At 30.5% G+C, this 11,655-nt stretch carries 14 protein-coding genes; 2 read left to right on the forward strand and 12 right to left on the reverse strand.

Features of this window, described 5'->3' with window-relative positions; all coding sequences use genetic code 11:
* Positions 1-199: 199 nt before the first annotated feature.
* Both C8P70_RS05855 and C8P70_RS05860 read right to left on the reverse strand, forming a co-directional pair.
* On the reverse strand, positions 200-1,579 hold the full coding sequence (locus C8P70_RS05855) for a Fic family protein (RefSeq protein ID WP_133712402.1): 1,380 nt from the start codon (positions 1,577-1,579) through the stop codon (positions 200-202).
* Positions 1,580-1,591: 12 nt separating this feature from the next.
* Positions 1,592-1,792 carry a DUF7695 domain-containing protein gene (locus tag C8P70_RS05860; RefSeq protein WP_133712403.1) on the reverse strand — a complete coding sequence of 67 codons (201 nt, stop codon included), beginning with the start codon at positions 1,790-1,792 and terminating at the stop codon, positions 1,592-1,594.
* Positions 1,793-2,254: 462 nt separating this feature from the next.
* On the opposite strand from C8P70_RS05860, the gene C8P70_RS05865 reads away from it, so the two are divergent.
* Both C8P70_RS05865 and C8P70_RS05870 read left to right on the forward strand, forming a co-directional pair.
* On the forward strand, positions 2,255-2,563 hold the full coding sequence (locus tag C8P70_RS05865) for a hypothetical protein (RefSeq protein WP_133712404.1): 309 nt from the start codon (positions 2,255-2,257) through the stop codon (positions 2,561-2,563).
* Positions 2,564-2,572: 9 nt separating this feature from the next.
* On the forward strand, positions 2,573-2,875 hold the full coding sequence (locus C8P70_RS05870) for a hypothetical protein (protein ID WP_133712405.1): 303 nt from the start codon (positions 2,573-2,575) through the stop codon (positions 2,873-2,875).
* A 171-nt stretch (positions 2,876-3,046) separates the two neighbouring features.
* On the opposite strand, the gene C8P70_RS05875 is transcribed toward C8P70_RS05870, so the two are convergent.
* The 10 genes from C8P70_RS05875 to C8P70_RS05920 all read right to left on the reverse strand — a co-directional run.
* Positions 3,047-3,322 carry a hypothetical protein gene (locus C8P70_RS05875; protein WP_133712406.1) on the reverse strand — a complete coding sequence of 92 codons (276 nt, stop codon included), beginning with the start codon at positions 3,320-3,322 and terminating at the stop codon, positions 3,047-3,049.
* A 9-nt stretch (positions 3,323-3,331) separates the two neighbouring features.
* Positions 3,332-4,486 (reverse strand): relaxase/mobilization nuclease domain-containing protein, encoded by a 1,155-nt coding sequence (locus C8P70_RS05880; protein ID WP_133712407.1) that lies wholly within the window; start codon positions 4,484-4,486, stop codon positions 3,332-3,334.
* Positions 4,483-4,908, reverse strand: a complete 426-nt coding sequence (locus tag C8P70_RS05885; protein ID WP_133712408.1) for a hypothetical protein — start codon at positions 4,906-4,908, stop codon at positions 4,483-4,485. The genes C8P70_RS05880 and C8P70_RS05885 overlap by 4 nt, the downstream gene beginning before the upstream one ends.
* Positions 4,909-4,911: 3 nt before the next feature.
* Positions 4,912-5,766 (reverse strand): toprim domain-containing protein, encoded by an 855-nt coding sequence (locus C8P70_RS05890; RefSeq protein WP_133712409.1) that lies wholly within the window; start codon positions 5,764-5,766, stop codon positions 4,912-4,914.
* A 215-nt stretch (positions 5,767-5,981) separates the two neighbouring features.
* Positions 5,982-7,160, reverse strand: coding sequence for a VapE domain-containing protein (locus tag C8P70_RS05895; RefSeq protein ID WP_133712410.1), 1,179 nt, complete (start codon positions 7,158-7,160; stop codon positions 5,982-5,984).
* Between the two features lie 98 nt (positions 7,161-7,258).
* Entirely contained in the window at positions 7,259-7,546 is a 288-nt protein-coding gene (locus tag C8P70_RS05900) for a helix-turn-helix transcriptional regulator (protein ID WP_133712411.1), read from the reverse strand.
* Between the two features lie 84 nt (positions 7,547-7,630).
* Positions 7,631-8,386, reverse strand: a complete 756-nt coding sequence (locus C8P70_RS05905; protein WP_133712412.1) for a hypothetical protein — start codon at positions 8,384-8,386, stop codon at positions 7,631-7,633.
* A complete protein-coding gene (locus C8P70_RS05910) occupies positions 8,383-9,528 on the reverse strand; it encodes a site-specific integrase (protein ID WP_133712413.1) in 1,146 nt (381 codons plus the stop codon). The genes C8P70_RS05905 and C8P70_RS05910 overlap by 4 nt, the downstream gene beginning before the upstream one ends.
* A gap of 150 nt (positions 9,529-9,678) precedes the next feature.
* A complete protein-coding gene (gene mnmE / locus C8P70_RS05915) occupies positions 9,679-11,079 on the reverse strand; it encodes a tRNA uridine-5-carboxymethylaminomethyl(34) synthesis GTPase MnmE (protein ID WP_133712414.1) in 1,401 nt (466 codons plus the stop codon).
* Between the two features lie 342 nt (positions 11,080-11,421).
* Positions 11,422-11,655 (reverse strand): transposase (locus C8P70_RS05920; protein WP_166666175.1); only part of this gene is annotated, 234 nt, incomplete at its 5' end.

Consider the following 11,655-nt stretch of genomic DNA (forward strand, 5'->3'; position numbering starts at 1 on the left):
GTTAAAATGTAAAGAAAACGAAAATAAAGAAAATTATAATGTGGAAACCCGTAACTATTTCTGATATAATCTTTATTTACAATAAATTCTTGCACTTCAAATAAAGGACTTTTAAAAGACGAATTGTGTCGTTTTGAACAAAAAAGTAAAATAAAGTAAAAAAAAGAAAAAAGCTTAGATACTACTCTAAGCTTTTCAATCATCCTTTTCCCTTGTCTGTTAAATAATACCTTTGATTTCTGCTTGTTGGTTTATCAGGAATGGTCAAGGCTATTAAACCTGATTCTAGTGCTGGTTGTAAATAATTATATAAAAATGTAGGACGATGCTTTATACCAACAAGTTCCATTAATTCTACACTGCTATATTTCTTATCTGCCATACTCGAAATTAATAATCGAACTTGTTCGGTATCTTGTTCGGTATCTTGTTCGGTATCTTGTTCGGTATCTTGTTCGGTATCTTGTTCGGTATCTTGTTCGGTATCTTGTTCGGTTCTAGTTACAGATTCTGTTGTAAACAATGTAACTCTTAAAAAGTTTTCAGAAAAATGAAAGCTGTCTTTTGCATAAGCCTGTAAAATTCTTGGAATACCTGAACCTAATTGTTCTACCAAATCTAAGTCCTTGAAAATACGCATCAATTCTTTATTTCTGATGATCGAATATCCTTCAAAAAACTCTTCTTTTGAAAGTCCTTCAGGTAAACTACCATACGAAGTAATTTCCAAACGATCGTCAAAAATCTCAAATTTCGGAGCAACTTCTTTTGTATAATCGTTATGTACAAAGGCATTGATTACCGCTTCACGCAAGGCAATGGCGTTCCACAACCGTTGTTCTTTACGTTCCTTCGGAGTGATTTTCGTTAATGTGCGGTTTTCTAAATTCAATTTATCTAAAACCTGATGCGTGGCTTTAATCAATGATTCATATCCATACTCATTGCTTTCTGCTAATTCTACTCGATTTAAACCTTGATAACGAGCTACTTTTATAGAAATATTATTGATGTCGTTCATTAAATACGCCACATAATTATAACTTCCTTCTTCTGTAACTAATTCTAAATTTCGGGCAAATTGCTCATTTAAAGCTTTTCCAATCGATTGATAATAAATATGTAATTGCTGAAACTTTAACTCTTGTTTAGGCGATTTCATATTTCCGATAGAATTTCGGATTCTCTTGCTAAAAAGTTGTTCTATTTGTCGAGTAGGCATCGGTTCGGCTGAACTTCCAATTCGAATGAAAGCACCTTTCTCAGAAAGTCCGTATTTCTTTATGTAATACGGCTTTTCATAACCCCCAGCTACAATAATTTTAATAATTTCTTTATCCTCTTTCTTTTCAAGAATCAAATCAAAAAGTCCTAAACAAGATGGTAAAATATTCGTTTTTAACCTATCTTTAATAAGTAATTGTTCCTGATCAGCATCATTTACACCGATTGGAATTCCGTTTTTATCAATACCAATATAAATTACGCCACCTTCGTTAGAATTTAAGAAGGCTACTACTTCTTTTTCTAATTCGGGCGTTAATTTTTGTTTGAACTCTATGTGTTTGTTCTCGATCATCTTGCGGTGTTGTTACTCGCTAATCAAAATTCTTAAATAAGATTCATTTCCTCCATCAATACTTAGATATCCACAAGAACATTTTTTTAAATCATAGTTATTTTCTGATGTAAGAATATCTTTGCATCTATTACAAATACGCTGATTCTCTTTCAAATTATAACTTCTTGAAAGCTCATTTATTTCATTTATTTTATCCTCAAAACTTTTCATTTTCATCGAATTTAAGCAAATATAACAAATGGAAACTAAACTTCACTAAACACGATTTTGATATATTTAGAACATAATAGCATGGTATAATACGATCACAATTAAATACTCAAATGATAGAAAAATATAGTGATACAATACTATAAAGCTATCAAAAATAAATAATTCAGATAAAATATAATTTCTAAATAAATCAGTTTGTTTCGCATTTTAAAATCCGTAATTTAGCGGTATTAAAATAGTAATTAATTAGAGCGTAAGCTATCGTTATTGGTTATCAGAAATTGCGACCTTCAGATACACAACCTATTAACGATAGACCTTACGCCCGTTCCTTATAATGATTTGGTACGGGCTGGTCTATCTGTTGTGTGGGTTGTCGCAAACCTCTGATAAAGATATGATCATGCTTCGTACCTTTTTCTTTACTTCAAAATAAGGTTTAACTAAATTGCTATCATCATGAAAAAAATTTCACTTCTCTTTTTTTTAATATTGAGTATTTCGAGCTTTGCACAAACCCAACAAGAAAAAGAATTAACTGCCGAAGAAAAGAAAAAAATTATTGCTCAAAAACGATACGAGAAGCTTAAAAAACGTAGCGAATGTGCTAAAAAAACGCTCGAAAGTCAAAAGAATGCATTTCAAAACGACACTATTGATTATGGAAAGCGTGACCAAGAAATTATGAAAAATATTTTCGATCGTTATAAATCTGAAAATGATTCACTTAAAAAGAAAGAAGAAAGATACCAATCTATTAATTTATAAGATTTTATCATGAATGAGTTCTATAATAAGCTATACGAAATAGCTTTTTTTGAATTGAAACAATTTAATAAAGAAATTTTAGCAGAAAACACACCAATCATAACTAAAGAAATTACGTTAAAAAATGGTTTGGTTATTTGTATTTCAAAATGGTTAGCCATAGATGCATTTGTGAAATTCACCCATAAAAACGACACTAATTCTTATTCATTTGATGAACTGCTTGCAATGAATTACGTTCCCGAACAACATCAAAATTTGGAGTTTTTAGAAGTGCATTCAAGCAGTTTTACCAAATTAACAGAAGTTTAAAACCGATTGAATAACAGCTTTTTATCGCTCATTATTTTATACAATTGTATAATTACATATTTATATAATTATTGAATTATACAATTGTATATTTATATAAAAATCAAGCGACTAAAATTTAGTTTCCCTTTATTTATTTCTCGAAAAAGGTTAGTTATTGAAAATGAAAAATCACTTTTCACTTTGAAACAATTCATTTAATTTATCTATTTCAAGAACTTTATTGTCAGCACCTTTTAAATCTTGAATTATTAATTCTAAATCTTTAATAATTTCCTCTTTAGATTCATACCCTTGTAAAGAAACGGCATTTACGGTATGCGATGCCACCTGTTTATTTACTGCATTAAAATAAACTTCATGCACCCGAAAATCAGGATTTTCTGCTGTTCCGTGGTCAATTATTTGATACCTCCATTTAATATCTTTGTTGTCTAACTTTTCCATTTTACAAATTTAGCGTTTTCTTTTAGGCTTACGACGTCTCAATGCATCATCATCTATCTCGTTACCGCTAATGCTACCAAGTAAGCTGCTAACACTGCTAATAACGGCACTTGTACCAGTAGAAAGTTGATTAGAAACTGCTTCTTCAAGCTCTTGTTCTGTTTCTTTGTAATTATTAGTTCGTTCATAATGGGTGTTAAATCCACTTTCGTTTCTGTTTTGGTAAGAGCTTTCATTGTTTGATGTAAAACCAGCTGATTGTTCATGATGTTGTTTTGAATTTCGGCTAGTTTGACCATTCCTGTTTTCAGTTCCTCGATTTCCTTGGTCAAGTAATTCTTTAAATCGTTCTCTTGTATCACGGTTTGTTTCGCCAATTGTTTGACGGTCTCTGCTTTGTTCATAATTTAAATTGTTTTGAAGGTTTGCCCATTTGTATTGATTTCCTAATTTTTGCCCCTTTGCTATGAAACCATCATCGGAAATATAGGTAATTCCAGAAACCCGTCCGGTGCTTACGGATTGATTGAAAATTAAATGGACACCGTTTTGTTTGCATAGGGCTATAAAATCTGAAACTGTATCTGCTTTTGATAATGCATCTTTAACTCGTTCTTGCATTAACATTCGATCAGAAAGTTCTCCTGTGCGTTGAATCATTTCCAATTCATCTTTGCTTGGCGCTCGGTCTAAAGCTTCTTTGGATGATTTCACTGTTTCTATTCCATATTTTTGTTCGAGTTTCCGACAAATTTCCTCGCTTCGCTGATAATTATTGGAATCTGAAACGACAGAGCCATCGTATTTAATGCGTGATGCCAACACGTGAATATGTAAATGTTCAGCATCAAAATGTTGCCAAATTGCATACGCGTTGTCGTCAAAACCCATACCTGCCAAATAATCTTTACCGATTTGTGTTAATTGATTTTTAGATAATTGGTCAGTTGGTGCAAAATTTAGCGATACGTGATAAGTATCTCGGGTTAAATTTGGTCGCAATTGTTTCAAAAAGTTAATTTCTTTCAAAATACTTTCTCTATCATACTTGAAAAAATTATGATCTAACAATTCTGCCCGATCTTTAGGATTTTTAAGCTCCATTTTCTGATGGTTATAATCAAAAGCAGCAACAAATCCATGAATTTTCTGTTTTGCAATCATTGGCTCAGCATTTTTAAATGAATTGTCTCTAATAACATTTTAATTTCTTGCATGATTTCAATATCTATTTTATTCAATCGGGTTTGATGTATTGATCGTACGTATTGATTAAAATTATTAGAAATTCTTCTAGTCAATAAATGGGTGGACACATCAATTTTACTAATTCGATTGACATTTAATGATTTATTCATAATCAGTTCTCTAATTACTACACTAGCATTATCTTCTCTCAATGCAATCAATTGATCCAGCTTCTCTTTTTCGAATTTATTCAATGCAATCATTACATTGAATATTCGTAACTCATCGTTACTTTTTTTAGGTCTTGCCATAATTTCCAAATGAATGAAGTGAATTTGTTGTTTCGATGAGCAAGCGTTTTCCCATAGGGGAAACATGGCTTGCTCAGCCGAATTCAATAGTTAATAATTCCCCAGTAAATAATCGTTTAAGTCTTTCGATCCATTCTTATATAGATACCGAATGTCAGTGCATTTAGCCCCTAAAATTTCAAGGTATTTCTGAGTTGCTTTTGTGCCTGCTTTATCATTGTCGAGTGCTAAGAAAACATTTTTGTATTCCTCATAAACGGTGTCTAACTTATTAAGCATTGACAACGTATTGAGAACTACAAAATCGAATTGGCTTTCCGTTTTTGGAAATAACATCATAAGAGAAATAAAATCTGACCAGCTTTCCAAAACGATCAGTTGATTAGATTTACCTTTAATTGATGTGTACCATTTTTTACCTAAACACAGCTTCGCATATTTGTTTCGAATTTCAATTCCTCCTAAATCATTTTTAAAGCCAACGCCAAAATATTTTTTGCTATTTAGTTGGTAATAAACTTCAACTAAATATTTTTTACAGAGTTCAATATTCAGCTTCCGACTTTTTAAATATTCGATTAAAATGGTATTCTGTAAGGTTTGAATTTTGATAATAGAATAACTTTGTTTGTTATCAATCTTCTTTGGAAAAATGTTTTCTGGCTGGTGAAAAGAAAAAGAAACACTTTCATCTTGTAACCATTTTACAGCATCTTTAAAATTATAATTGAAAAGTTTCATTATAAAATCAATCGTATTTCCTTTAAAAGAACTATCGCCAAAATCAAAGAACAAATTGTTTTTACATTTTACTGAAGCCGTTTGTTCATTTCTCCATGGTGCTTTAAACCAAAACTCTTCTTTTTTCTTTTCAACCGATTCAATATTTAGTTTGTTTAAAATATTAATGATCGATATTTTTTTTAGTTCTTGTATATTATTCACTCGAAATTAATTTTATGTCTACCTAGCTACCTAAAACAAATAACACACTGATTAATAATTAGGTATGTTATTTGGTAAGCAAAAAAAACACATACCTTATTACCTTAAATAGGTTAGTTAGGTACTTTAATTTTATAGTTACCTACCTAAGTAAAACGTTATATATCAATATTTTAAATCTAATTAGGTAACTAGGTAAGTATTATTATAAAAAATTATATATCGTTAAATCCCCAAGGGGTATCTTTAAATTTTGGTTTGGCTAAATATCCATAAACTTGTCGTTTCGCATGCTTGATTCTAGAGAAGTCAAATTTCTTTAAAGCAGAACCTATTTTTTGAGCATTTAATTTATGTCCCATAATATGTAGTTCTGTAACAATTTCCGTTGCCGTTCTAAATTGGAGAATGTCATCTGTTTTTTCATAGAACTTTAAAACAAATTCATGTTCTGTTGTTTGAATGGTAAAACGTTCATTGCGGAGTTCATTTTGTTGAATTTCTTCAGCTGTTAAATCAGATTTAAAATCTTTTTGCTTTTTATAAATGTGATAAGCCTGAGCCCAAAAATCATCGATGTTAAAATCTTTACTATATGAAAAATCGATTTTTTTGATTACGCTAAAAATGATCCATCGTACAGAACCTGTATCATCACAAAGAAATTCAGCTCTATTGGTTGAAGCTAAAAAAGAACAAGTCCGAAATAATAACGTTGATCTATCTGAATAAGGAAGCCTTTCGTTAATTGATACTTGACTTATCAATGCCTTAACTGAATTGATATCGTATTTGCCCATTACGTCGAGTTCTTCGATATTTATAATGAAAGCTTTTGCTAGTTTGATTTTATCATCTTTTCCTGTCCCAATGGTTGTATATAAATATTTGGTTAAAATAGTAGGGCATAAATAATTTAGATAATAAGATTTACCAAAACTTTGTCCTCCTTCAAGTACAATTACATGTTTATTAATTTGATCGTCATTAAAAACGGTTTTTACAGCACGTACAGCCCATTTTAACAAATGATTTGCAAAGAGTAAATCATCATCAGTTTTGCAGTAACAAGCGTATTTAGAAATATAGTCAAACCCGTTCCACGGAGGTAAATTCTCAAAGTATTCAGTTAACGGATTAAATCTTGAAACGAAATGTGATTTTAAATATGTTTTAAAAACTTGCGGGCTTACATTGATCTTTTCTCGGTGAAGATGTATTAAAATTGATGATTCATTGAATTCAATTCTATTATTGGAAATTCTATCGATAATTTCATATTCTAAAGCTATCTCATTAAACCTAATGATATAATATTTATCTAATTCCTCTCTAATTTTATCGTACACGGAATCTGACCGATTAGATCGGTTATAATACTCAAATTCATTCATAATAATTGGATTATTTGAGTATATGTGCTTATATTTGCACCATACTCAATAAGTTACACAAAAGATATTTATGAGGATAAAGGCTGCAACCTTTATCCTCATTTTTTTGATTTAAAGAAGTAGTCTAGGGCTTTGTTCTCAATCTGAGCTTTTGATTGAGATTTGTTTTGACGTAACCAATGATCAATTTCTTCTCGATCAAAGAATAATATCTTTCCTTGTGGTTTAGAGTAAGGGATTTCGTTTAAATGCACTAATTTGTAGATGTAACTTCGTTTAAAGCCTGTATAGTCAATTAAGTCATCAACTGTAAGAATTGTTTTTGCTGTTTTAGATAAAATAGCTTCAATTCTTTCTAATTTTTCTAAAATTAAATTTGCTTCCATTTTCTCGTATGTTTTCAATTATGAAGCAAAGTAAAGAGTAAGAAAGAACTAATAAAATACGCTAAAGGCAAATAGCATAATAATTTATAAAAAAGATTTCGTTAGCCTATGTTCATTTTTCCACGTAGAATATGCTGTATTAAGAAGATTGAAGTTTTTCACTTCTCCATCAAATAAAAAACCTTCACAGATACTTTTTAAAAACGCTCGCCTTTTGAGTCCCTCAAAATGTTTTGACTCTTTAAAGATCACATTATGTAATAAATCAAACAGTAAAACATAAGTTACTGATTTAGATTTAGAGTTATATCCTTTTGTATCAATCCAATTAAGAGATTCTGAGATACCCCTATCGCAGAATAAAACAAAGTCCTTAAATGTTCCTTCAAGCATTTTATTTTTTACCAAAAAATCAAAAATTTGTTCCAACTCATTACTATTTGAAATTTTATTCTTAGGAATTAGATTTTCATAAAGTTTTGAATTACTAAAAAAGCCACTTTGTTCTAATTTCTCAAACGTTTCTTCAATCTCACATTCTAGCTTATAACTTTCATACAAATAATTTTGTAAATCTTCCATTTGAGTTCTTTCTTCACGTAAGTTACTAATATACGAGAAAGTATCATAAAAAAAACTTTGAATTTTGTTATGAATGATAGATTCAATATTATCGTTTGGTACTTCTTTTTCACAATTACTATAATCATCCTTTGCAAGAAAATTCATAAACACGTCCTCAACTTTCTTTGTTATCATTTGGTCAAAAAAAATTTTAACATCATCGTCTTGATTTAATAATTCGAGTAAATTTTCTTTAAAGACTTTATTTTTTTTCATAATTCAATTTTTAAAGTTGGTATTAAATTAGCTGCTTCTTTATTTTTTTGATCTACCATTTTGGCGTAAATCTGTGTGGTTCTTAACTCACTATGTCCTAAACGTTTGGAAACAGTGTAGATATCAGCTCCGTTTTCTAAAAGTAACACCGCATTGGTATGGCGTGCACTGTGAAAAGTTATATGCTTGGTAATTCCTGAACGATTACACCAACGCAATAACTCGGTATTATAAACGGCAGAATATTTTAAACCAATAAAAACACGGTCTGAAGGATATTTTCGTTCTCCTAACAATTCTCGTGCTTGTTCCGAAATGTATAAATACTCTACACCTAAAGTTTTTTCTTGTGTAAAGTTGACTTTTATTGTTTTTTTACCTTCTTGAAATTCTTCACGAACTTCAGCCCATATCATTTTATTGATATCACTCCATCGCAACCCACTTAAGCATGAAAAAATGAACGCACGTTTCAAAACAGGATATTTACATTCGGTATTTGCTAATTTTTGTAGTTCTTCATGGGTTAAATATTCACGCTGGCTTTCTTGTTGTTCAAACGATTTTACTTTAGCGCCGTAATTTATAGAAACATAACCATCATCAAAAGCCGCTCTTAAAGCAGCTTTAAATTTATTGAAATAAGAATATTTAGAATTTTCTGAAAGTAAGGTTTCACTTTTTGTCTTCGCTTCCGTATCAAAGTATTTACGCACCCGTTTTACAAAAGCTTCATCTACTTCTTCAAACGTTAAGGTAGGGGGAATACATCTTTTTAAATGTACCAAGGTTGCCGACCAGTTTCCATAATTTTTAGGAGAATTGTTTTTCTCCTCTGTTTTTTCATGAAAATAATCTAAAAATCTTCTTTTAGATTTGATATTATTTTTAAGATCAAACCTACCTTGATAAAATTCTGCTTCTCTGATTGACAAAATCTTTTTAGCTAAATCAAGGTTTTCCTTATTCTTTTTCTTTTCATTAGCTGTCTTAGCATTTGGATCAAGATAAAGCTGTAAATTCTCAAATTCACGAATATGTTTACGCTTTCCTTCAGATGAAATTTCAGAACCTTTATAGTACTCAATTAACAGACTAATTTTGCCACTTGGCAATTTTCTTTCTTTCAATGATATTTTCATATTGTGGTACGTTTGTACAACATAATACTTACATGTGGTACATATGAGGTAACAAATATAATGATAAAGGAATATAAAAGAAAAGATTATCAATATTAATTTACTGATAGTCAATCAAAAGAAATGAAATCTTAACAAAGAAAACTACATTTATTTACCGATACAAAAATTAGAAAAGATATTCCCCAGCAATTCGTCATTGGTTACTTGACCTGTAATTTCGCCAAAATAATACAACGCCTGCCGAATATCAATAGCCATTAAATCGGCTGAAATGTTCATATCTAATCCGTATTGTACTTTTTGGATTTCTTCTAAGGCTTTAATCAATGAATCATAATGACGGGTATTGGTTACAATGGTTTCATTGTTGCGCAAAGCACCGGTGTTTACGAAAGAAAGTAGTGTGTTTTTAAGTTCTTCAATACCCGTTTTATGTTTTGCAGAAGTGGTTTCAAGTTTAACCTCTAACGCTTCCAACTGGGATTGAATCCGTTGTAATTCTTCATCGGTAAGTAAATCAACTTTGTTAATGATAACGACCAATGGTTTTAAAGGATATTTATTCTTAACTTTTTCGATTTCAGTGATGTATTCTAAATTTTGGGTTTTAAATTTCAAACTTTCAAACAAATACAAAACCACTTGTGCCTGTTCAATCTTTTCAAACGTTTTTTGAATTCCAATGCTCTCGACAATATCTTCTGTTTCACGGATTCCCGCCGTATCAATAAAGCGAAAGCCAATACCTTCAATTATCAATTCATCTTCAATAGTATCACGCGTGGTTCCGGCAATATCCGAAACAATTGCACGTTCTTCATTTAATAAAGCATTTAATAAAGTTGATTTTCCAACATTCGGTTCTCCTACAATAGCAACCGGAATTCCGTTTTTAATCACATTTCCGACTGCAAAAGAATCGAGCAAACGTTTTAAAACAAACTGAATACGATTTACCAAATCTCTAAAAGCAGAACGATCGGCAAATTCGACATCTTCTTCCGAAAAATCCAATTCCAATTCAATTAACGAAGCAAAATTTAAAAGTTCTTCTCGTAGTTTTGCTATTTCGTTCGAAAAGCCTCCACGCATTTGCTGCATTGCTAATTGATGGGCAGCTTCGTTGTCCGAAGCTATTAAATCGGCAACTGCTTCTGCCTGCGACAAATCCATTTTTCCGTTTAAAAAAGAACGCATCGTAAACTCCCCTGCTGAAGCCATTCTACAACCTTTTCGCAGCAATAATTGTATAATTTGTTGTTGAATAAAAGTAGATCCGTGACATGAAATTTCGACTGTTGGTTCACCTGTGTACGAATTAGTTCCTTTAAATAACGACACCAAAACCTGATCAATGATTTTAGCGTCGTCTTTTATAAAACCTAAATGCAACGTATGTGTTTTTTGTTTTCGTAAATCTTTATTTTTTATTGATTGAAAAACATCTGCTACAAATTCAATGGCGTTAGGTCCTGAGACTCTTACAATAGCAACAGCTCCAGCACCAGACGGAGTAGCAAGTGCTACAATAGTATCGTTTAGTATCATATTTAATTATTCGACAGATGAATATTACAAAAATACACCTTGTTAATGAGATAAACTAAAAGTTGAAAAAAATCTATCTAAATCCTTTTAACTTTTCTCCTTCATTATTTTTTTAATCAACTTTACCTACGAGTTAGTTCTTCAAATTGAAATAAGAAAACAGAATACTTTTTACTTCTTCGACAGAATTAGGAATACTCTCATTACATAATAATCACCATACTAATTACTGTAGTAACTTTAAAAACATACATTTTTAAATGTAAAAGAGAATTCATTACTTTTATTTTTAATAATATGAAATTCATATAACATTTAATAACATTAAACCCGTTGTGCATTTTAAATAATACTCACTTTTAAGTTATTGATATTCCTATTGAAATATTCTTTGTTGATGAATTGTACAACTGTTAACGCCTTTATTTTAGCTAATAATCTGGTTTTGAAACCTTCAAATGTCTTGGCGTAATTACGTCTAATCATAAATTGGTCGCACAATTGCGAGAACAAGGTTTCAATTCTCTTTCGTTGTTTTTTGAACAAATAAAATTGTGGTTTATAATCCTTTTGATT

The organism is Myroides indicus, from assembly GCF_004364575.1.
Classification (GTDB): Bacteria; Bacteroidota; Bacteroidia; order Flavobacteriales; family Flavobacteriaceae; genus Flavobacterium; species Flavobacterium indicum_A.

Bases quoted from the DNA above. Each gene is read 5' to 3' on its own strand.
- C8P70_RS05875 (WP_133712406.1), bottom strand. From the start codon at position 3,322: ATGGAAAAGTTAGACAACAAAGATATTAAATGGAGGTATCAAATAATT.
- C8P70_RS05860 (WP_133712403.1), bottom strand. From the start codon at position 1,792: ATGAAAAGTTTTGAGGATAAAATAAATGAAATAAATGAGCTTTCAAGA.
- C8P70_RS05855 (WP_133712402.1), bottom strand. From the start codon at position 1,579: ATGATCGAGAACAAACACATAGAGTTCAAACAAAAATTAACGCCCGAA.
- C8P70_RS05895 (WP_133712410.1), bottom strand. From the start codon at position 7,160: ATGAATGAATTTGAGTATTATAACCGATCTAATCGGTCAGATTCCGTG.
- C8P70_RS05865 (WP_133712404.1), top strand. From the start codon at position 2,255: ATGAAAAAAATTTCACTTCTCTTTTTTTTAATATTGAGTATTTCGAGC.
- C8P70_RS05905 (WP_133712412.1), bottom strand. From the start codon at position 8,386: ATGAAAAAAAATAAAGTCTTTAAAGAAAATTTACTCGAATTATTAAAT.
- C8P70_RS05900 (WP_133712411.1), bottom strand. From the start codon at position 7,546: ATGGAAGCAAATTTAATTTTAGAAAAATTAGAAAGAATTGAAGCTATT.
- C8P70_RS05910 (WP_133712413.1), bottom strand. From the start codon at position 9,528: ATGAAAATATCATTGAAAGAAAGAAAATTGCCAAGTGGCAAAATTAGT.
- mnmE (WP_133712414.1), bottom strand. From the start codon at position 11,079: ATGATACTAAACGATACTATTGTAGCACTTGCTACTCCGTCTGGTGCT.
- C8P70_RS05870 (WP_133712405.1), top strand. From the start codon at position 2,573: ATGAATGAGTTCTATAATAAGCTATACGAAATAGCTTTTTTTGAATTG.
- C8P70_RS05880 (WP_133712407.1), bottom strand. From the start codon at position 4,486: ATGATTGCAAAACAGAAAATTCATGGATTTGTTGCTGCTTTTGATTAT.